This is a genomic window from Olivibacter sp. EAT-5 (assembly GCF_044784325.1).
Taxonomy (GTDB): Bacteria; Bacteroidota; Bacteroidia; order Sphingobacteriales; family Sphingobacteriaceae; genus Olivibacter; species Olivibacter oleidegradans.
On the sequence record NZ_CP173028.1, the window covers coordinates 1,435,472 to 1,458,195 of the forward strand.

Sequence of the window (22,724 nt, forward strand, 5' to 3'; positions counted from 1 at the left end):
TATGTGGCAATTTCCAGCGATCGAAGATACCGACTTAGAAACCCTAATTAATGATCTGCTAGAGATACATGGCTACGACTTTCGCAATTATAGCAGAGCTTCCTTAAAGCGTCAGGTTAACCGACTTTTTACACGAGACCGATTCCCTAGCTTCGCCGAAATGCGTTATCGCTTAAAAGTAGACAAGACTTATTTAAAGCGCTTTGTTGAGGGAATTACTGTTAACGTTACCGAGATGTTCCGCGATGCGGAATTTTATAAATTTCTACGCGCTCAAATCATACCTACGCTGGGGACTTATCCCTTTATACGCGTATGGGTAGCGGGCTGCTCTACCGGTGAAGAGGCCTATTCCATAGCCATTTTGTTAAAAGAAGCCAATCTATTGCATAAGTCTTTAATTTATGCAACCGATCTTAATCCGGCTGTATTGGAAGAAGCGAAGGAAGGGATATTTAATTTGAAAAGCATGAAGCTATACTCGGAAAATTATATACTCGCCGGAGGGTTTCAGGATTTCTCAACTTACTATACAGCCAATTACCATCATGCCATACTAAATCAGGAATTGTCGGAGAAAATTATCTTCAGTCAACATAATCTAGTCTCTGACGGCTCATTCAACGAGTTTCAGCTAATTTCCTGCCGTAACGTATTAATTTATTTCAACAGTTATCTTCAGAACCAGGTTTTCAGTTTATTCGATGATAGTCTAGCTCCGCTAGGTTACCTTGCCTTGGGCACTAAAGAAACCTTGCTATTTTCAAGCATTGCAAATCGATATAAACAAGTAGCCACCGAAGCAAAAATTTGGCGCAAACAAGTCTTTGAAGGATAAGAAGCTTGAGGCATAAGGTTTAACCTTAATCCCTATACCTCCCCATAGCTAACACTTAAAGCTTATAACTTATAGCTTATAGCTTACGCCTTACACCCCATCACATAAATCTAGCGATTTTTCACTATGTTTGTCACGTTTCTGGAAAGGCCAATAATGAAAGGTGCCTAAGGGTGGCGATGTTCGATTAAAGCTCAATATGACAGACTAAACAATCCTTTAGACGACCTTAACAAAAAAAAATGCATGCTAAAACTTGAGGAAATTAAGAAACCGATAGCTACCGAGCTCGATGATTTTGAAATAAAGTTTAAAGAATCTATGCGTAGCTCGGTACCCTTGCTTGATAGAATTACGCATTACATCGTGAAGAGAAAAGGCAAACAAATGCGGCCCATGTTTGTTTTTTTCGCGGCAGGCGCATGCGGCGGAATCAATGAGTCTACACATCGAGGGGCTGCGTTAGTCGAACTCGTTCATACAGCCACGCTGGTACATGATGATGTGGTCGATAATTCGTATCAGCGAAGAGGATTTTTTTCGGTTAATGCACTTTGGAAAAACAAAATAGCGGTTTTAGTAGGTGATTTTCTTTTAAGCAAAGGGCTTTCCTTATCCGTAAAAAACCAGGATTTTGAGTTTCTTCGAATTTTAAACGAGGCCGTAACCGAAATGAGTGAGGGCGAATTACTGCAAATGGAAAAAGCTCGCCGACTTGATATTGACGAAGGCGTTTATTTTGAAGTTATTCGGCAAAAAACCGCATCGTTAATTGCTTCCTGTTGTGCATGTGGAGCGGCATCTACCAATGCCCCAAGCGAACTTGTCACCAAAATGCATGACTTTGGGGAAAAGGTTGGTATTGCCTTTCAAATTAAAGACGATCTTTTTGACTTCGGTTTTGATGATGTGGGCAAACCGCTCGGAATCGATATCAAGGAGAAAAAACTTACGCTACCGTTAATTTATGCACTGAACAATACCAGCAAAGAAAAGAAGAGAACGATCATTAATCTTGTTAAAAATCACAACGAAGATCAAAAGAAAGTAATGGAAGTTATAGAATTTGTACGAAATAGTGGTGGCTTAGCCTATGCCCGGGAAAAAATGCTAAGCTACCAAGCAGAGGCATTCAACATACTAGAAGCATTTCCCGAAAGCGAATATAAAACGGGATTGGAACAATTGGTACGATTTACAACTGAGAGAAATAAATAACCATGGCGAACGAATTAGTGTTTTTCTTTGGCTTTCTGCTTTTTATTATCCTGATGCTGGCTATTGATCTGGGGCTCTTCAATAAAAAAGATCATGAAGTATCTTTTAAAGAAGCGGCGATTATGAGTAGTGTTTGGGTGGCGTTTGCTTTAGGCTTTTATATAATTCTCCGGTTCTGGGGCGATAAGCTACATGACATACAAGATTTTGACCATCTTCAGGAAGTCACGCGCCGACATCTCCACAATATTAAACTGTTACCGGAAAATTTTGCCGCGAGCCTTGAAATATATAAGAAGAATCTAGCCCTTGAGTATCTCACCGGTTATGTCGTTGAATACGCACTTTCCGTTGACAATATCTTTGTAATGGTATTAATTTTCACCTCATTCGGCGTTCCTCCCAAATTTTATCATCGCGTGCTGGTATGGGGAATTGTTGGGGCAATCTTATTGCGCTTTTTGTTTATATTTTTGGGCGCCTCCCTTATTAATCGCTTTGAGTGGATCCTGTATGTATTTGGCGTTTTCCTTGTATATACCGGAATTACCATGTACCTAAATAGAAATGAAGAAGAGGAAATCGACCCGAAAAACCATAAAGTTGTCCGTTTTGCATCCCGCTATTTTTCGGTCTACCCGGAATTTGTCGGACACAACTTTTTCCACAGAGAAAACGGGAAAAAATTTATTACACCGCTCTTTTTAGTCTTATTGGTTATTGAATTTACCGATTTAATATTCGCGGTCGACTCCATCCCTGCTATCTTTGCTGTTACCAAAGATCCCTATATTGTATTCTTTTCGAATATATTCGCCATTCTTGGATTACGGTCTATGTTCTTCCTATTGGTAAATATCATTCATAAGTTCCATTATCTAAAAGTAGGCCTTGCGTTCCTGCTGATATTTATCGGTGGAAAAATGCTGGGACATCATTGGTTGGAGGCGTGGGGATTCACCACAGCACATTCGTTGTACATAATCATTGGGATTTTAGCTATCAGTGTGATCGCTTCACTCTTATTTCCCAGAAAGGAGCATAACGCTTAAAGTAGAAAGCTGTCAACAGCTTTCTTGGCATTCAAAAAACGTTCTTCACCAAGGCCGGATATCAGTTGATATTTGGCCTTTAGTTCTGTCAGCTCATTTTTCCATACTTGTAGGAAGTACTGCCGCTGTTCAGGTTCAGGAAAATCCCGCAACGGATCGTCCTCCCAAGGTAAATCGATATCCATTAATAAATAAAAATCATAGGAATGATTTTTTAGTGCAGATTTCACCTCCTCCGGTGTATCTCCAAAAAGGTAATCGCACCATACCTTTACTGTCAAGAATGTTGTATCACAAATCAATAAATGATTAAAGGCCAACGGTTCCAAGCTTCGCTCTAAAGCGATCTGACCATAAAAAATATTCAATTCATCCTGCAGCGTGTATTCCCGGTTCAGGTTTCGACAATACTCTCTCGAATATTCCGGTACGCAAATGGTACCGTATAGCTTGGCTAAATAGGTCGAAATCTGCGATTTCCCGGTAGATTCCGGACCTACTACCGCAATTTTTATGAGTTGTTTACTATCATCCATGTACGCTTCCAATCAAAATAGCCCTGCCAGGCTGTAAATGCTAAAATTCCGTATAATAACGCGGTTAAGGTATAATTTTTATAAACAAAAAGCGGAATAAAATATCCACTACAACCCACATTGACCAATTTTGCAGCACCTTTCTAGTCATCGAAAATTAGGGAACAAAACAAAGGAAAGCTGCGACAACAGCAAACCATTCTAATAAAGAGGTTTGTACAATTTGGGAAAGCAATTGCTGCGTAATATTAAAGACTAATCAACGATAAATGGTTCTTGTCTATTATCCCAATAATATAAGAGGTATATATGATTATTAGGTCTTATTTCATAAAATAAGGACGTTTGCTTCGATATTACACACTTCCTTACATTTTCAAGATGAGAAATTCTAAATAGGAAGGGATTCTCTTTTATTAATTCTACATGTCTTTCAACCTCCTTCATTAGTTTTCTAGCAGAAGTAAACCCAAATTTATTCTCGACATTTTGAAGGATACAATCTAAGGTGCTATCGGCAGTTTCTGTCCAATAAACAGTGTATTTCATAAATACCTTTTGTACTTATTCATTACTTCTTCATGAGATTTTAAATTTCCTTCCTGCACGTCCAATTGTCCTTTTTGAACACCTTCTTTTACATGGTCAGGGATTCGGCTAACTTTCTCCAGTAAGAAATCGATAAAATCTTCTGCCTCCTGCCGCATATCTTGCGGAAGCTGCTGTAGCTTATCAGTAATACTAAGATTCGTCATAATATAAAATTGAATATTCAAATTTAACGAAAAATGCTTTGCAATACAAGTTGCCACATATGCGCTCTTGGATTTGGTTTTTATGATCAAGCAAAAGAATAGATTCTAAAAAAATAGGATAAAGAAAAAGCCTTTATATTTTTTACATTTTTTTCAAATTATAAACCAAAAAAGTCCTATCTTTGCACTCCGACAAAGCAGTCGGAATAATCTTCACAATCATAGAGCTTCCCAAACTGTTTTATCAAACGTTCTTTTTGATAACTAATACTTTTGAACATATAAAATGCCAAAAAACACCTCCATTCGCTCGGTGCTGATTATCGGTTCGGGCCCAATTATTATCGGACAGGCCTGTGAGTTTGACTATTCGGGTTCTCAAGCAGCTCTTTCATTGAAAGAGGAAGGTATTGAAGTTTCCATTATTAATTCGAACCCCGCAACGATCATGACCGATAAGGTCATCGCAGACCACGTTTACCTATTACCCCTTACCGTTGACAGTATTGAAAAAATCCTTCAGGAACGTCAGATTGATGCCGTGCTACCCACCATGGGCGGGCAAACAGCGCTTAATCTATGTATCGAAGCTTCCAACCGCGGTATCTGGGAAAAATATGGTGTACAAGTAATTGGTGTAGATGTTGCAGCCATTGAAAAAACAGAAAATCGAGAAGCCTTCCGTCAGCTAATGATTGAAATTGGTGTCGGCGTAGCAAAATCAAAAATTGCCAACTCCTTCCTCGAAGGTAAAGAAGCGGCCCAACAAATCGGCTTTCCTTTGGTGATTCGTCCCAGCTATACCTTGGGCGGAACCGGCGGAGGGTTTGTGCATAAAAAAGAAGATTTTGAAGCGGCTCTTAGCCGTGGGCTCCAAGCCTCCCCTACACATGAAGTGCTGGTAGAACAAGCGGTTTTAGGATGGAAGGAATACGAGTTGGAGCTCCTGCGCGACAATAAAGATAATGTCATCATTATTTGTTCTATTGAGAATTTTGATCCAATGGGTATCCATACGGGCGACTCCATAACGGTAGCTCCCGCGATGACATTGAGTGATACTTGCTATCAGGAGATGCGCAATCAAGCAATTAAGATGATGCGTGCGATCGGTAATTTTGCCGGTGGATGTAATGTACAGTTCTCTGTTAACCCCGAAAATGAGGACATCATAGCGATTGAAATTAACCCACGCGTTTCGCGTTCGTCGGCTTTGGCTTCAAAAGCTACCGGTTATCCAATTGCGAAAATTGCAGCCAAATTAGCTATCGGATATAATTTGGATGAGCTGGAAAACCAGATCACGAAAACGACATCTGCCTATTTTGAACCTACTTTAGACTACGTAATCGTAAAATCACCGCGTTGGAACTTTGCGAAGTTCAAAGGGGCCAACCGGGAACTAGGATTGCAAATGAAATCGGTAGGTGAAGTAATGGCCATTGGTCGCACCTTTATTGAGGCCTTACAAAAGGCATGTCAAAGTTTGGAAACCAACCGTTTAGGGTTAGGTGCCGATGGTAGACAGCTACGTAACTTAGAAGAAATTATGCATAGCTTGGAGCATCCAAGCAGCGGCCGTCTCTTCCATATTAAGGATGCCTTTGAGATGGGCGTTCCTTTGGAGTCTATTAGAAAAGCTACGCATATCGACAAATGGTTCTTGGTTCAAATCCAGGAACTTGTTGAACTGGAAACGGAACTAAAACGTTATTCGTTATCTAATATACCGAAAGATTTCTTTTTAACATTGAAGCAAAAAGGATTCTCTGACGGGCAAATCGCTTGGTTATTGGGCAATGTAAGTGAAGATGATGTTTACAACCGGCGGAGAGAGCTAGGTATTAAGCGTGTTTATAAAATGGTGGATACCTGTGCTGCCGAATTTCAAGCTGCCACACCTTACTATTACTCTACCTTTGAAGAAGAGAATGAGTCTATCCCGAGCGATAAAAAGAAAATTATCGTACTGGGTTCAGGGCCAAATCGAATAGGACAAGGGATTGAATTCGATTACTCTTGTGTGCATGGCTTATTGGCTTCCAAAGAGGCGGGATACGAGGCTATCATGGTGAACTGTAACCCGGAAACGGTATCAACAGACTTCAATATGGCCGACAAGCTTTATTTTGAACCTGTCTTCTGGGAGCATGTTCGGGAAATTATCGATTTAGAAAAGCCAGAGGGTGTCATCGTGCAGCTTGGTGGCCAAACAGCGCTGAAGATGGCCGAAAAGCTAAAGGAAACAGGAATCCGCATTATCGGGACTTCTTTTGAAGATATGGACTTAGCGGAAGACCGTGGACGTTTTTCTGACTTACTGAAGGAATTGGATATTCCGTATCCTAAATATGGAGTAGCTGAAAACGCAGAGGAGGCACTTAAAGTTGCCAACGAAGTGGGCTATCCTGTGTTAGTACGGCCAAGTTATGTACTTGGCGGGCAGGGAATGAGTATTGTGATTAATGATGAGGAGCTGGAAGAAGCGGTTATCAAAATCATGAAAAATATGCCTGGAAACAGGGTACTGATCGACCATTTCCTTGATCGCGCAGAAGAAGCGGAATCCGATTCCATCTGCGACGGCGAAGAAGTGCATATCATCGGTATGATGGAGCATATCGAACCGGCAGGCATCCACTCCGGCGATTCAAGTGCTGTATTGCCTCCCTTTAGCTTGTCAACAGCTGTTCAGGAGAAAATGGATGAATATTCAAGAAAAATTGCAAAGGCGTTAAACGTAAAGGGCTTGCTGAATATTCAGTTTGCCATAAAAGACGGTAAGGTGTATGTAATTGAAGCCAATCCAAGGGCTTCACGTACTGTTCCTTTTATAGCCAAAGCTTATGACGTTCCTTATATCAATATCGCTACCAAAGTAATGCTTGGAAAAAATAAGCTAAGCGATTTCAAAATTGAGCGAAAACTGGAAGGTTATGCGATTAAGGAGCCTGTATTCTCCTTTGATAAATTTCCGGATGTTGATAAACAGCTGGGGCCCGAAATGCGCTCTACCGGTGAAGCGATTCGCTTTATCAAAGACCTGGACGACCCTTATTTCAGACATCTATACGCCGAGAAATCGATGTATTTAAGCAAATAAAAAGAAAACCCCGGCGATTGCCGGGGTTTTCTTTTTATTTAGCGATTAGCGCTGAGGTTTTAGCTGTTAGCTAACTCCTAAAAGCTATCAGCTGATAGCTAAAATCATTGCCACCCACCCCCTAAAGCTTTGTATAAATTAACAATTGACTGGAGGTATTCCAAATAGGTACTATTCAAAGTGATTTCTGCATCCAGTACATTTCGTTGTGAGGTAATAACATCCAAATAGTTTGCTCTCCCTGCTTTAAACAATTCAGAAGAAGCGTCAACAGCCAAACGGAGAGCATCTACTTCATGTTGGTTAAAGGATCGCCTTGCTATCAGATGTCTCTGCGCATTGATCTCTGTTTCAACTTCTTGCCAAGCCTTTAGCACTGTTTTCTCATACTCCTGATACTCGATACCTTTATTTGCTAATTCCTGTTCATAATTAGAGCGAATCATGCGTTGATTAAATATAGGTGCCGTTAACCCTCCAAGCAACCCATACGCAATTGAACTTGGCGAGGTAACAAATAGCTTAGACAAATCAAATGCCTGAAATCCGAAATAAGGAGAAAAGTTGAGCGACGGTAAAAACGCTGCACGGGCGGCTTTAACATCTCCTTTCGCAGCTAGTAAATTCAATTCTGCCGCCCGTATGTCCGGACGCAAGGCTAACATTTTTGCCGGAAGTCCCACCCGAACAGCACTTGCTAAAGGATAAGCATCTAACTCCTCCCGCTTGCGCTCAATTGGTGAAGAAAAGCGCCCGCATAAGAAATTCAAATAATTTTCCTTCGAATTTATCTGTTGCAAAACGGTCTCTTTTCTACTCTTTGAGTTCATCAAAATGGCTCTCATCTGCTGCACACCTAATTCTGTTGCCCGGCCACCTTCTTTTTGCACCTGCACCAACTCGTACGATTCTTGTTGTAAGGCAATATTCTTCTCGAGGATATCCAATTCATTATCCAAGGCCAACAGTTCGAAGTAAGCAGCGGCGATTTCTGCTATTAGCTGCGTTTGTACTAATTTTCTCCCTTCATAAGATGCTAGGAAACGAGCAAAAGCAGCTTTCTTTCGGTTCTTCAGCTTGCCCCATATATCGATTTCCCAAGAGGCACGTAAACCTAGAAAATAGTCCGGCACGGGGTCTGGCACTCGTTCGTCATCTTTCAAATTATTAGAGAAATTGGTGTCGTAGTTACCGATTCCGTCCATGGTATAAAATCCATATTTGCGAAGTCCCGCCTCCGCAACCGCATCGATGGAAGGGAATAAGGCATTTTTACGCAAACGCATATTGGCACGTGCCATTTCAACGCGATAGAGAGCTTGCTGCATGTCCGGATTATTGGCTAAAGCCGTATCGATGAGCCTTAGCAAATACTCATCTTGAAAAAAAGTTCTCCAAGAGATGGTTGCCATGGAGGTGCTATCATTAGCGAGCGTATCGGTCTGATTTTTTCCGAGGTAGTGTGCCGGAACTTTTCGATGGGTTAACTCCGTTTCCTTCTGCACTCCACAGGATGAAAGCAATAAAATACCCAGTACAGCTACTGCAATACCACTTACTTTCTTAGCCTTTTTCTGTTTTTTCATGGAAGCAAATAGCACATATAGCCCGGGAATGACAATAACACCGGCCAATGTACCTATAATCATCCCTCCGATTGCCGTTGTACCGATTGATCTATTTCCCAAAGCCCCTGCCCCGGAAGCCATCGCCAACGGAATTAATCCTGCTACGAAGGCAAATGAGGTCATTAAAATAGGACGTAAGCGCGCAACAGATCCCTCGATAGCCGCATTTAAGATTGATGCGCCCTGCTTATGCTTCAAAATCGCATACTCAATAATAAGTATCGCATTCTTACCTAACAAACCGATCAACATAATTAAGGCAACTTGTGCATAGATATTGTTCTCCAATCCAAGCAACTTCAAAAATAGGAAAGCACCGAAGACCCCTGCCGGCAAACTTAAAATAACCGGTAAGGGCAGTAAGAAACTTTCATATTGAGCACATAACAGTAGATAAACAAATAATAAACACAAAGCGAACACGTAGATTGCTTGATTTCCGGACAGGATCTGCTCGCGTGTCATACCCGACCATTCGATCTCAAATCCACGCGGTAAGCTTTCGGCAGCAACGCGTTCAACCGCTGCAATTACGTCACCGCTACTATATCCGGGCGCTGCATCCCCATTGATCATGGCCGAGGTAAACATGTTATAACGGGTTAGCTGCTCCGGTCCGTATATCCGTTCCATTTTTATGAAACTAGAAAAGGGCACCATTTCTCCCGCTTCATTTTTAAGGAACAACCGCAAAACATCTTCAGGCTTTTCCCGATAACCCGGGCCTGCCTGTACCATTACTTTATACATTTGCCCAAACTTGATAAAGTTGGAGGTATAGAAGCTGCCCATCAGTGTTTGTAAGGTTGACATCGCGTTCTCCACACTTATCCCCTTTTTAGCCGCTACATCATAATCGACGTTAATCATATATTGAGGGAAATTGGGATCAAAACTGGTAAACGCACTACCCACCTCGGGAGCCTTCTTCAGGTTGTCCATAAAAGTGTTCAACACATCAGACAACTTGCCCAGATCATCACTGCCGCTTCGATCTAGCACCCGTAGCTCAAAACCGCTTGAGTTACCGAAGCCGGGGACGGTTGGCGGTGGGAAAAATTCGATCTCCGCATCGGTTATCTTAGCAGTTTCTTTCTTCATGCGCTCTACCATATCACTAACCGATTCCTTCCGCTCTTCCCAACGTTTGAGGTTAATCATCCCCATCCCATAAGAAGCACCGGTAACTTCATTTACCAAACTGTAACCGGCAAGCGTCGAAACACTTTCGACGGATTCCATTTGCCGAGCAATAGCATCTACTTCATCCAATACGGCCTCCGTTCGCTGAACGGTTGCACCTGGCGGCGTCGTAACGTTCACGTAAATCATTCCCTGATCTTCCGTAGGTATAAATCCGGAAGGTAGAACAGAGGAAATACCCCAAGTGGCTATGAATGAAACTACTAATATAACCAGCGTTATGACGCGCCTACCGGCGATACGACTGATAAGACCGGCATACCTTCCGGATATGCTGTTATAGACGCTATTAAATTTCCTAAAGAAGGTTGCCAAGGCCCCTCTAGGTTCAGGCCGATCGTGTGGCGATCTTAAAATGATAGCGCAAAGGGCCGGTGTTAAGGTAAGCGCATTGATTCCTGAAATAAGAATAGATCCGGCCAGCGTTAAAGAAAACTGTCGATAAAAAACACCTACCGGGCCGGAGAGGAATGCCACCGGTACAAATACGGCAGACATCACCAACGTAATCGCAATAATTGCCCCGCTGATTTCCCTCATGGCCGCCAACGTCGCCTCCATGGGTTGCATGTGCTCTTCTTCCATTTTTACATACACAGCCTCCACCACCACAATGGCGTTATCCACCACGATACCAATCGCCAACACGAGTGCAAAGAGGGTTAATAAGTTGATCGAAAATCCGAGCATTTGCATACAGAATAAGGCTCCGATCAAACAGACCGGAACAGCCAGTGCCGGCACCAAAGTGGATCGAAAATCCTGTAGAAAAATAAACACGACCAAAAACACCAAAATAAAGGCTTCCACAAGCGTATGCAGTACTTCATTGATAGAAGCGTCTAAGAATCGCGACACATCGTAACCCATCGCGTACTTCATACCCGGAGGAAAGGTAGTGCCCTTAAGTTCCTCCATTTTAGCCTTAATGGCATCAATAACTTCGCTGGCGTTGGAACCCGGCAATTGTTTAATCATGATAGAGGCTGACGGACGGCCATCAGCTTTGGACGCCATCTCATATTCCAAAGACCCAAATTCAACATCTGCCACATCTCTCAAACGCAAAATCGAACCGTCCGGATTTGCGCGTAGTGGAATATTCTCGTACTGTTCGGGGCGATCAAATTTACCGGGGTAGCGGAGTACATACTGCTGCATGTTAACACTCTTATCCGACCCGATTCCGGTTTGCCCGGGCGCTGCTTCCACGTTCTGTGCCCGAATGGCTTTAATAACATCTTCACTTGAGACGCGATAAGCAGTGAGTCGATCCGGCTTCAACCAAACCCGCATCGCATAATCTTTAAAGCCCATAATTTCGGCCCGCCCCACTCCCTGGATACGCTTCAATTCTTTTAAGATATTGATATCCGTAAAGTTGTATATAAATCGCTCATCCGCCGTTTCGTCATCGCTGTAGATGTTGAGATACATCAACATACTGTTTACTTCCTTTTCGGTGGTAACCCCGGCTTTGATAACTTCTTCCGGCAATTCGTCTAAAACGGTGGTTACGCGATTTTGCACGTTTACGGCAGCAATATCCGGATCTGTTCCCACCTCAAAATACACTTGTATAAGAGTATTACCATTATTGGTAGAAACCGAAGACATATAGGTCATCCCAGGAACGCCATTTATGGCTTTTTCTAAAGGGATAGCAACGGCATTCGTACTTACTTCCGCGTTAGCTCCGGTATAATTGGCATTTACCACGACGGATGGTGGCACAATGTCAGGGAACTGCGTAACGGGTAGCGTAAAGAGCGATAGGAGCCCGAGTAATGTAATAAATAGTGATATGACCAGTGATAGCACCGGTCGTTTTATGAAAATTTCAAACATGATACGTATCTTAAAGCAACAAAATAATTTATTGTAATCCTTGACTCGGACTGTGTAATAGGCTATCGAGTGAAACTTCACGAGGTTCGATAGCCACACCATCCGTAAGGCTTTGCGTACCTTCGAACACAATTTTTTGTCCGGCTTTAAGTCCTGAGCGAATTAAATAAAAATGGCCAAAACGTGTTCCTAGCTCAATATTTGTCATTTTGACTGTATTCGCTGTATCCAGCACATAGACATAGGCGCGATCTTGGATCTCAAAGACCGATTTTTGAGGAACAATGATAGATTCGGTGATTTTTGTCGGCAACTGTATTTTTCCGGTGGCACCATGTTTTAATATCCTATCCGGGTTGGGAAATCTAGCTCTAAGTGAAATGGTGCCCGTTTGCTCTTCAAACTCGGATTCGGCAAGCTCTATTTTTCCCATATGAGGATAGTGCTGTCCATCGGCTAATGTAAGTCTGACTTCCTTAGATAATATACTGTTTTCCGGTGACTTCCTAGCTATATTCTGTAGATACTCCGTTTCCGATATCGTAAAATAAGCATATACCTCATCCAAATCAGAAACGCTGGTCAATAAGGCTCCTTCACTCAATAAACTTCCCACTTTGAGTGGAATGCGATCGATCCTTCCCGTGAACGGAGCTCGGATACTGGTATAGCCCAATTGTGTCTGCGCCCGTTGTAAATCAGATCGAGCTTCCTGAACTCTCGCCTCAGCTGCCTTTAATTGCGCTTGAGCGACATCAAGGTCTGTCTTCGTGATAATATTTTTCTTCACCAACGTCTTAACACGTTCCAGTTCGAGTGCCACTGTCTTCGCATCTGCGGTTGCATTGTTTAAAAGAGCTTGTGCTTTGGACACATCCGCACGTTGCTCATCGTCGTTAATCTTAAATAAAATCTGCCCCGCTTGCACCAAGGCCCCTTCATCGACAAATATCTTATCTAAAAAGCCTTGTATTTTGGAACGTACCTCTACGTTTCGCACCGCTTGTATATCAGCAACGTAATCGGTATATAACATCGTATCCACGGCCTTTAGTTGCGTATAGGGTACCGAACGCTTTTCTTCTGATTGATCACTATTTCCTTTACTTGATGTGCATGCTATAGCAGCGGATAAAGCAACACCGTATAAACCTATATAAAATCTGTTCATTAATATATTCTAAGGATGTATTTTGTTTTAGTTGACTGTTGTTCGTGCCTAAAAAGGCAATGGCAGGATACCTATATTTTGGCTCCTGATTTAATTTTCTATAGATATGGGTACAACAGGGCTAAAAGGGTTTCAGCCTAAATAAGAATATATAATAGCCTAATAAAGGGGTAACTTTTGATACAAAGTAATTTTCACTACTGACCAGCGAAGTTATAATCGGCTTGATCGCTAAAATAAAGCTATCCAAGATCTTAATCGATATGGATATTATAATGGTTAAAAAATTGTAGTTTTTGTAAAAAATGGTCGGACTTACATCCTTTCCTGACATAGGTATATCGAGGACATCGTCAAAGAAACATTCCAATAGGGTGTCGCCATCAAAATCCTGTAGCTTCTTGTCATGAAAAGCTTGCTTCTGATAAAAAAAATTATCGTTCACATAGGTAGGAAAATACGTAATCGTATTTACGAAACCCAACAAAACAATAATATTTATTATCTTAAAAAGAGTCATCCCAAGCAAAAATAGCATTTTTAACTCATGTGTAAAATTTACACTCAAAATATTGTGTAAAAATCTTGTAGGCTAGCCAAATATTGCCTGAAAAATCTCTTCTACTTTAGCCATCCAGTTAATTTTAATGTTATATTTTGAAGTATCTAAGCCTTTGTTGTTGTATTTTGATATATAAATCTCTTCAAAGCCAAGCTTTTCTGCTTCAGCGATTCGCTGTTCGATTCGATTTACTGCTCGAATTTCACCCGAAAGCCCTACTTCGCCGGCAAAGGCAATATGCGTAGGGACGGCGATATCCTGCTGCGAAGAAAGAATGGCCACAATTACTGCAAGATCAATGGCCGGATCTTCCACACGCAATCCGCCAGCTATATTTAAGAACACGTCCTGCGTGCTCAACCGGAAGCCAAATCGCTTTTCCAGAACCGCCAGCAACATGTTCATTCTTCTCGTATCAAATCCGGTTGACGAGCGTTGAGGTGTACCATAGGCAGAATTTCCCACCAGTGCCTGTACTTCGATTAGCATAGGCCGTATCCCTTCGAGCATAGCGGCTATGGTGACGCCACTTATAGGAAATTCACGCTGTGAAAGCAAAATCTCAGATGGGTTGGAAACCTCCCTTAATCCATTATGAACCATTTCGTATATCCCCAACTCCGAAGACGAACCGAATCGGTTCTTTACGGCCCGCAGAATCCGATACATATGATGCCGATCTCCTTCAAATTGTAAAACAGTATCTACCATATGTTCGAGCACTTTTGGTCCCGCAATTGCACCGTCTTTAGTAATATGGCCCACAATAAATACGGGCGTGGAAGATTCCTTGGCAAAGCGCAATAGTTCAGCCGTGCATTCCCTTACCTGTGACACGCTGCCAGGCGTCGATTCGATCTGTGAAGAATGTAAGGTTTGGATGGAATCGATAATAACTAAATGTGGTTCTACAGACGCAATCTGCTTAAATATATTTTGAGTAGAGGTTTCCGTGAGAATATAGCAATCCGCCTTTGAGGATTGGAGTAGCCTCTCTGCTCGCATTTTGATCTGTTGTTCGCTTTCCTCACCTGATACATATAATGTCTTTATATTTGGTATGGTCAAAGCAAGTTGCAGCATTAATGTTGATTTACCGATACCCGGCTCCCCTCCTATTAACACCAATGATCCAGGTACAACTCCACCGCCTAGCACCCGGTTCATTTCATTGTCAGGGGTCTTCAGTCTCGCCTCTTCCTCATAGTTGATCTCATGAATAACAGCGGCTTTATTGGGTTTTCTTTCCCCCGACACAACGCTGCCACTTCTCCAGTCAGGCACTTTATTCCCACCCTTTTCAACCAGTTCTTCTACAAAAGTATTCCATTGATTGCAGGAAGGACATTTACCAAGCCATTTAGCCGATTCGTATCCACAATTTTGACAGAAATATACTGTTTTCGCTTTTGCCATATTTAGCTGTGAGCTGGCAGCTTTAGCTATCAGCTTTATTTTTGTTAATAATCAATTAAACCGAATGCAGGGATTAAAGATAGCTATTAGCTTTCGGCTATCAGCATTCAGCCGTCAACTTTATATTTATTATTTAGCTGGAAGCCGATAGCCGACGGCTGAAAACTATAAAGAAAAAGCCTTGCTAATCAGCAAGGCTTTTTCTTTATAGTTTTATTTCTTCTTCTTTGGCGTTTAAGAAGTGGAATTCATTCATAAAGTAAGACGAAATAGCCTTTACTTTGATCCATTTACCGTACCGGAAAAACCATTTCAAGCGTCTGGACATAAAGCCTTTCTTAATGAAGGCTTCAATATATGGGTGAACGCAGAGCGTAATATTCTTCTCGTTTTGTTCGTTTAAAACATAACTTAAATTACTCTCAATATCATCCATTAATACGATACTGGCTCGAATTTCGCCGGTACCTCCACAGGCCGGACATTTCTCATTAGTAACCACTGTCATTTCAGGACGAACACGTTGCCTTGTAATCTGCACCAATCCAAATTTACTTGGCGGGAGAATAGTATGTTTAGCGCGATCGTTGCCCATACATTCCTTTAAATAGTCGTGCAACTCCTTCCTGTTGGTTGGCTTGTGCATATCGATAAAATCGACAACCACGATTCCTCCCATATCACGTAGACGAAGCTGACGGGCTATTTCTTTGGCGGCCTCCTTATTCACCAAGAGGGCATTGTCCTCCTGATTCTCTTTGTTGGCCGTTCGGTTTCCGCTATTCACGTCAATAACATGCAGTGCTTCCGTATGTTCGATAACCAAATAAGCCCCTCCCTGCAGATTAACAATTTTACCAAATGCGGCTTTAATCTGTTTCTCTATACCGAAGTGTTCAAAGATCGGATCCTTGTGTTTGTACAGCTTTACTATCTTTTCCAAATCAGGAGAAATCTCCTGAATGTAAGACTTCGTCTCCTCGTAAATAATCGGATCATTGATATAGATATGAGAAAACTCGTCTGTTAATATATCGCGCAAAATGGTGGATGTCCGATCCATTTCACCCAATATTTTTTTCGCAGGATCAGTAGAAGCAAGACGTTTCGTGAAGGATTCCCACTTGGTGATTAAATCCCGGAGGTCTTTCTCCAATTCAGCAACTCCTTTTCCTTCCGAAACGGTACGGATAATAACGCCAAAATTCTGAGGTTTGATTCCCTCAACAATCTTTTTAAGTCGGTTTCGCTCGGTGTTACTTTTAATTTTTTTCGAAATCGAAACCGCGTCAGAAAAAGGTACCAAAACGACAAACCTTCCTGCGATGGATAAATCGGAACTTAAACGCGGCCCTTTGGTTGAGATTGGCTCTTTTGCAATCTGTACCGGCAACAACATGTTACGACTTAGGATCTCAGAAATTTTGCCTGCTTTATTGATATCCTTTTCTAGTTTTAAACTATTGAGCAGCTTATCTTTATAGCTGCCATTCTTTACTAGCTTGGTAAGCTTAATGAGTGACTGTACCTGTGGCCCTAGATCCAAATAATGCAAAAAAGCATCCTTCGAGTAGCCTACATCTACAAAAGCAGCATTCAACCCGGGCATTATTTTCTTTATTCTGCCCAAATAGATGTCGCCAACAGCATAATTATTATTTACCTGTTCTTTATTTAACTCAACAAGCTGTTTATCCTGTAGTAAAGCAATAGTTGTCCCCGTTTCCGGGGAAGAATCTACTATTAATTCCTTTACCAACAGCTACTTTCTTTTAGAAAGAATACAAAGGGCGTGATGGATAGCTATCCAGGTGGTAAACCCTTATTCTTTCGGTTAAACCATAAGATTGTTCAATAAAAAAACAGACATTACATAAACGATATTCCCGTCTACGAATGAAAAAAAAAGCCAACAATCACAATAGCCTGCACCTCAGGTCTTGAGATGCAGGCTACCGAATACTGGCACGCCTAGATGCGCTTATTTTTTCTTATGTCTGTTTTTTCTTAAACGTTTCTTACGTTTATGAGTAGCCATTTTATGTCTTTTTCTTTTTTTTCCGCTTGGCATAGCTTAATTTTTTAAATGTTTTAATAAATTATTTTAATTACTTGCTCAATTCATCAACCTTACGGTCTATGAACTGCGATAAGCTTGGATCCGCCGCTATAGCTTTGCTTTGTTGAAAAGCTTTGATAGCTTCGGCCTTCAAGCCAATATTTTCATAACTTGTAGCCAGGTAAAACCAGGCTTCAGCACTTGGTTGAATTTCAATTACCGTTTTAAATCGATTCACGGCTTTATCAAACTGACGAGAGCGCATAGAGAACATCCCTAAGCTCATATTTGCTTTTAGGTTTTGAGGATCCTCTTTAACAACCTCCATTAACATTGCAATACCTTGCATAGGCGCCCCGCCTTTATTTACAATGGCAGTTCCCAAACCGGTTTTAGCGTCTAAGCTTTTAGGATTTAAATCTAGCGCCTTTTGATAAGCCTGCTGTGCGTGTTCTATTAATGCAGGAGCAACAAGTGTATCCTGCAAATTTTCATAAGCAGCCGTAAAGGCATCTCCGGCTTTTAACCAATTATCGTATGTAGATTCTAATTTACCGATTTCCTCGTATGAGAAACCCAAGGGAGCAGGTTTTGCAAGATCGTCCCAATGACCTGCTAATTTCTTTAATAAATTTATGCGCTCTTCTCCACTACTGGCCGACAAAGCCGCTTCGAGATCGGTAATCTCTTTTACCAAAGAGGCATTCAGCCCTTGCTTTGCAACACTGGAGACCGAAGCTAGATTGATAGCTTCGGTCTCCGTACTTGTATTTGTTTGCTGTTCTTGTTCGGCTTTATCACGCTTAACCAAACCCTTAATAGGTTGCGCCATCAATACTCCCATCAGTACTACTACAAGCGCAATGACTATTATTTGTTTCGTTTTATGCATGATTATTAATATATCCGAATAAAGCAGATTATTTATTGCCGTTTTTTACTTTCTCAACAAAAACTTTTGCTGGTTTAAAGCTAGGAACGAAGTGTTCCGGAATAATAATAGCTGTGTTTTTTGAAATGTTACGAGCAGTTTTTTTAGCTCTCTTTTTTACAACGAAGCTACCGAATCCTCTAACGTAAACATTCTCGCCACCCACCATAGCTCCTTTTACTACTTTGAAAAATGCTTCAACAGTTTCCTGTACATCTACTTTTTCTAAACCTGTCTTGTTAGAAATCTCTGCGATAATTTCTGCTTTAGTCATGTTATATTCTTCTAATTGTTTGTTCTTTAACTACCACCCGATCAATCGATTTGGGGATGCAAAAGTATTGCTTTTAAATGATTTACAAAAATAAAACGTTAATTTTTATGTAAAATATCTGTCAGCGAAGCCTTTAAGGTAAAAAATTAAACTATACGGCTAATTTATAAGGTATTAGCGGTTAGGTGGTAGCGGTTAGCCTTTAGGGGTTAGCTGTTAGCCTTTAGGTGTCAGCTGTTAGGGATTAGTGGTTAGCAGTTCGCTTTGACGTTCTAACCCCTAAAACCTAATGCCTAATACCTTACACCTCCTACCTTATACCCTAAACCCTAATGCCTAATACCTTGAGCAATACCTATTACTTACAACTTAATACTTAAAACTAGCTGTTAGCCTTTAGGTGTTAGCTGATTAGTGGTTAGCAGTTCGCTTTGACGTTCTAACCCCTAATGCCTAATGCCTAATACCTTACACCTCCTACCTTATACCCTAAACCCTAATGCCTAATACCTGGGTCATACCTATTACTTACAACTTAATACTTAAAACTAGCTGTTAGCCTTTAGGTGTTAGCTGATTAGTGGTTAGCCGTTAACTTTGACATTCTAATGCCTAATACCTAATGCCTAATACCTTACACCTAAAACCTAATACCTTATGCCTAAAACCTATTTACTACCTTTGCCTCATGTTATTTTCACAAGAGATTATTCAGTGGTATCATCAAAATAAACGAGATCTTCCTTGGCGTAATACCACGGACCCTTATATTATCTGGCTTTCGGAAATCATCCTTCAACAAACACGTGTGGAACAAGGGCTTCCTTACTTTAACCGCTTTGTTGCAGCCTATCCTACGGTTCGCGACTTTGCTGAAGCAGCTGAAGGTGAGATCCTGCGATTGTGGCAAGGCCTAGGATATTACTCTAGAGCAAGAAATATGCATAAAGCCGCTCAAACAATCATGCAACAATATGACGGCATTTTTCCAAAAGAATATAACTCCCTAATAAAATTACCTGGCATTGGCGAATATACTGCCGCCGCAATTGCTTCCTTTTCTTCTAATGAACCAAAGGCTGTTTTAGACGGAAATGTATTCCGTGTATTGGCAAGATACTTTGGTATAAGTGAAGCGATTAATACAGGAAAAGGGAAAAAGCTGTTCAGCAAAATCGCAGAAGAGATGCTCGACAAGGCCAACGCTTCTGTTTATAACCAAGCGATCATGGAATTCGGGGCGCTCCAATGCAAACCCCAGTCGCCTAACTGTGCTGTTTGCCCTATTAGCATCGGTTGTTATGCCTTGCGTGAAAACAAAGTAAATTTCTTACCTGTTAAAATAAAAGGAAAAGCATCACGAGACAGATACTTTTACTATTTCATAGTAAGAGATCAGGATAAGATTGCCATGCAAAAACGAGGATCAAAAGATATTTGGGAGAACATGTATGAGTTTCCATTAATAGAATATCCTATAGCGATAGATTTGGTACAATTGAAGGAAACCTCGATTTTCCGACAGTTGTTTGGCAGCGACTGCGAATTAGAAGTAATCAGCACGCCAAAGAAACATGTGCTTAGTCATCAGAATATTTACGCTTCCTTCATAGAGATTAAAAATTTCAATCACTTGAAGACGAAAAAAAAGGTCTGGAATTATGTTTTTATAAAAGATTTAGATACATTAGCTAAACCTAAATTAATTTTCACATTTTTAAGAGACCATATTATTTGCAACAACTAACACTTATAAGCTATGTCAGGAATTAACAAAGTTATTCTGGTTGGACACTTAGGCAAGGATCCCGAGGTTCGCCATTTAGAAGGCAATGTATCTGTTGCGAGTTTTCCCTTGGCAACATCGGAAACCTTTAATAAAGATGGAAGAAAAGTCGAACAAACCGAGTGGCATAATATTGTAATGTGGAGGGGTCTTGCAGATGTTGCAGCTAAATATTTACAAAAGGGGAAATTGGTCTATATAGAAGGAAAATTGCGAACCCGATCGTACGAGGATCGCGAAGGAGTAAAACGTTATACGACCGAAATTGTTGCAGAAAATTTCACCATGTTGGGAAGGAAAAGCGATTTTGAATCGCCCGGCAATGGCGAAAAAACAAGCAATACAGACCACAGCAGTGACCCAAATTCCACCACTGTTGATTTCAATGAGAATAAGGATGACGATCTACCTTTTTAAGGTCTTTAGGTATAGGGTTAGCGGCGTAAGTACCCTATACCTTTTACCCTAAGCCTTAGCGCTTATTTCTATCTTCAATTCATCAAGCTGTTCCTGCGAAATACTGCTTGGAGAATCGATCATTACATCTCTTCCTGCATTATTTTTCGGAAACGCAATAACATCGCGGATAGAATCAAGGCCTGCAAAAATGGAAACTAATCTATCAAAACCAAAGGCAATGCCCCCATGTGGAGGTGCGCCATAAGTAAATGCATCCATCAAGAACCCAAATTGCGTCTGCGCCTCTTCCTGTGTAAAACCGAGATGTTTGAACATCAGTTGCTGTAAATCTTTTTCGAAGATACGAATTGATCCGCCTCCTACTTCTGTTCCATTGATTACCATATCATAGGCATTGGCCCGCACTTCACCAGGCGCAGTATCCAGTAAGGCTATATCCTCGGGTTTTGGCGAAGTAAAAGGATGATGCATCGCATGATAGCGCTTGGTATCATCATCCCATTCCAATAACGGAAAGTCAACAACCCATAGGGCGGAAAACTTATTCTTATCACGAAGTCCCAGCTGGTTTCCCAATTCTAAACGAAGCTCATTCAGCTGTTTCCGCGTTTTATCAGCATCTCCTGCCATTACCAATATTAAATCCCCTACATTAGCATCCATCGCTTTCGCCCAGGCCTGTAATTGCTCCTGGCTAAAAAACTTGTCTACCGAAGACTTTAACGATCCATCCTCGTTATATCGAAGATAAACCAATCCCGTAGCTCCTATTTGCGGCCGTTTTACAAAATCGGTGAGCGCATCAATTTGTTTTCTGGTATAAGAAGCACACCCTTCCGCTTTAATACCAACGACTAATTCCGCATTGTCAAAAACCGGAAAACCCGCGCCCTGCAACACCGGATTCAATTCTACAAATTGCATCCCAAAGCGTGTATCGGGTTTATCGGAACCATATAAACGCATAGCATCCGCATAGGTCATGCGCGGAAGCTTACCAATTTCTACATTTTTAACTTTTTTAAAGAGGTAACTTATTAGCTCTTCAAACAAATTCAAGATATCCTCTTGCTCTACAAAAGCCATCTCGCAGTCGATCTGGGTGAACTCAGGCTGTCGGTCGGCCCTTAAATCCTCATCTCGAAAACATTTTACAATCTGGAAATAGCGATCAAAACCCGACACCATCAGCAGCTGCTTAAACGTTTGTGGCGACTGCGGTAAGGCATAGAATTGTCCCTCATTCATCCGGCTTGGCACCACGAAATCGCGCGCACCTTCAGGGGTAGACTTAATAAGCACCGGTGTTTCGACTTCCAAAAAACCTTGTTGATCAAGAAAAGAGCGAACAGCCTGTGCCATTTGGTGTCGTAGCACCAAATTATTGCGTACCGGATTACGTCGTAAATCAAGATAACGATATTTCATCCGAAGGTCATCACCGCCATCGGTTTCATCTTCGATCAAAAATGGTGGCAATTTCGCAGCATTCAGTACAGCCAAGTCTGCTACCTTTATTTCGATTTCTCCCGTAGAGATCTTTAAGTTTTTGCTGGAACGCTCAATTACCGTTCCCTTTACCTGTATTACATATTCTCTCCCCAACTCCCGAGCCCTTGCACGCAGGGCCTCATCGTCATCAGCATTAAATGCCAGTTGAGTAACGCCATATCGGTCGCGCATATCGATGAAGGTCATGCCTCCCAGATCTCTCGACTTTTGTACCCATCCGCATAATGTAATTTTTTTTCCTAAATCTGCTAATGTTAACTGTCCGCAAGTATGTGTTCTGTACATATATAGTTTTTAGCTGTTAGCGTCGGTTTAGAGCGGGTCAGCTCTCAGAAATCGGCCATCAGCCCTTTATTAGTTTCAGTTTTTATTATTAACGTTTTCGTGGTTCCATGGCCATTACTTAATGCCT

The 22,724-nt window shown here is 41.4% G+C and carries 17 protein-coding genes; 6 read left to right on the top strand and 11 right to left on the bottom strand.

All coding sequences use genetic code 11. The features are described 5' to 3' along the window. Position 1: 1 nt before the first annotated feature. The 3 genes from ACH11B_RS05790 (at position 2) to ACH11B_RS05800 (ending at position 3,108) form a co-directional block, all read left to right on the top strand. On the top strand, positions 2-838 hold the full coding sequence (locus tag ACH11B_RS05790) for a protein-glutamate O-methyltransferase CheR (RefSeq protein ID WP_289554148.1): 837 nt from the start codon (positions 2-4) through the stop codon (positions 836-838). Between the two features lie 246 nt (positions 839-1,084). After that, positions 1,085-2,056 (top strand): polyprenyl synthetase family protein, encoded by a 972-nt coding sequence (locus ACH11B_RS05795; protein WP_013664414.1) that lies wholly within the window; start codon positions 1,085-1,087, stop codon positions 2,054-2,056. A 2-nt stretch (positions 2,057-2,058) separates the two neighbouring features. Continuing rightward, positions 2,059-3,108 (top strand): TerC family protein, encoded by a 1,050-nt coding sequence (locus ACH11B_RS05800; RefSeq protein ID WP_013664415.1) that lies wholly within the window; start codon positions 2,059-2,061, stop codon positions 3,106-3,108. Here the strand turns inward: ACH11B_RS05800 and ACH11B_RS05805 are convergent. From ACH11B_RS05805 to ACH11B_RS05815, 3 genes are all read right to left on the bottom strand, one after another. After that, positions 3,105-3,644, bottom strand: a complete 540-nt coding sequence (locus ACH11B_RS05805) for an AAA family ATPase (protein WP_377610003.1) — start codon at positions 3,642-3,644, stop codon at positions 3,105-3,107. The two genes, ACH11B_RS05800 and ACH11B_RS05805, sit on opposite strands and share 4 nt — an antisense overlap. Before the next feature lie 255 nt (positions 3,645-3,899). After that, positions 3,900-4,193, bottom strand: a complete 294-nt coding sequence (locus ACH11B_RS05810) for a type II toxin-antitoxin system RelE/ParE family toxin (protein ID WP_354004796.1) — start codon at positions 4,191-4,193, stop codon at positions 3,900-3,902. Further along, on the bottom strand, positions 4,190-4,399 hold the full coding sequence (locus ACH11B_RS05815; protein ID WP_130854758.1) for a DUF2281 domain-containing protein: 210 nt from the start codon (positions 4,397-4,399) through the stop codon (positions 4,190-4,192). The genes ACH11B_RS05810 and ACH11B_RS05815 overlap by 4 nt, the downstream gene beginning before the upstream one ends. 286 nt (positions 4,400-4,685) lie before the next feature. Here ACH11B_RS05815 and carB point away from each other — a divergent pair, with 286 nt between their 5' ends. Then, positions 4,686-7,502 (top strand): carbamoyl-phosphate synthase large subunit, encoded by a 2,817-nt coding sequence (gene carB / locus ACH11B_RS05820; protein WP_377610006.1) that lies wholly within the window; start codon positions 4,686-4,688, stop codon positions 7,500-7,502. 104 nt (positions 7,503-7,606) lie between these two features. Here the strand turns inward: carB and ACH11B_RS05825 are convergent, their stop codons facing one another. From ACH11B_RS05825 to ACH11B_RS05855, 7 genes are all read right to left on the bottom strand, one after another. Next, positions 7,607-12,181 (bottom strand): efflux RND transporter permease subunit, encoded by a 4,575-nt coding sequence (locus ACH11B_RS05825; protein ID WP_377610009.1) that lies wholly within the window; start codon positions 12,179-12,181, stop codon positions 7,607-7,609. Between the two features lie 28 nt (positions 12,182-12,209). Then, a complete protein-coding gene (locus ACH11B_RS05830; RefSeq protein WP_013664421.1) occupies positions 12,210-13,352 on the bottom strand; it encodes an efflux RND transporter periplasmic adaptor subunit in 1,143 nt (380 codons plus the stop codon). Positions 13,353-13,473: 121 nt separating this feature from the next. Then, positions 13,474-13,890, bottom strand: a complete 417-nt coding sequence (locus ACH11B_RS05835; RefSeq protein WP_013664422.1) for a hypothetical protein — start codon at positions 13,888-13,890, stop codon at positions 13,474-13,476. Positions 13,891-13,944: 54 nt separating this feature from the next. Further along, positions 13,945-15,330: a DNA repair protein RadA gene (gene radA / locus ACH11B_RS05840; protein WP_377610012.1), complete on the bottom strand. Its 1,386-nt coding sequence runs from the start codon at positions 15,328-15,330 to the stop codon at positions 13,945-13,947. A 205-nt stretch (positions 15,331-15,535) separates the two neighbouring features. Next, complete coding sequence (locus tag ACH11B_RS05845; RefSeq protein WP_013664424.1) at positions 15,536-17,089, bottom strand: Rne/Rng family ribonuclease; 1,554 nt, start codon at positions 17,087-17,089, stop codon at positions 15,536-15,538. Between the two features lie 349 nt (positions 17,090-17,438). After that, on the bottom strand, positions 17,439-18,281 hold the full coding sequence (locus tag ACH11B_RS05850) for a tetratricopeptide repeat protein (protein WP_130854754.1): 843 nt from the start codon (positions 18,279-18,281) through the stop codon (positions 17,439-17,441). A gap of 28 nt (positions 18,282-18,309) precedes the next feature. Continuing rightward, on the bottom strand, positions 18,310-18,594 hold the full coding sequence (locus tag ACH11B_RS05855; RefSeq protein WP_013664426.1) for an HU family DNA-binding protein: 285 nt from the start codon (positions 18,592-18,594) through the stop codon (positions 18,310-18,312). Positions 18,595-19,282: 688 nt separating this feature from the next. On the opposite strand from ACH11B_RS05855, the gene mutY reads away from it, so the two are divergent. Both mutY and ACH11B_RS05865 read left to right on the top strand, forming a co-directional pair. After that, the gene (gene mutY / locus ACH11B_RS05860; protein WP_130854753.1) at positions 19,283-20,341 is read left to right on the top strand and encodes an A/G-specific adenine glycosylase; all 1,059 of its coding nucleotides are present in this window, start codon (positions 19,283-19,285) and stop codon (positions 20,339-20,341) included. A gap of 12 nt (positions 20,342-20,353) precedes the next feature. Beyond that, positions 20,354-20,797 (top strand): single-stranded DNA-binding protein, encoded by a 444-nt coding sequence (locus ACH11B_RS05865; RefSeq protein WP_013664428.1) that lies wholly within the window; start codon positions 20,354-20,356, stop codon positions 20,795-20,797. Positions 20,798-20,845: 48 nt separating this feature from the next. Here ACH11B_RS05865 and aspS read toward each other — a convergent pair whose 3' ends face one another. Then, the gene (gene aspS, locus ACH11B_RS05870; protein WP_130854752.1) at positions 20,846-22,597 is read right to left on the bottom strand and encodes an aspartate--tRNA ligase; all 1,752 of its coding nucleotides are present in this window, start codon (positions 22,595-22,597) and stop codon (positions 20,846-20,848) included. Positions 22,598-22,724: the final 127 nt, after the last annotated feature.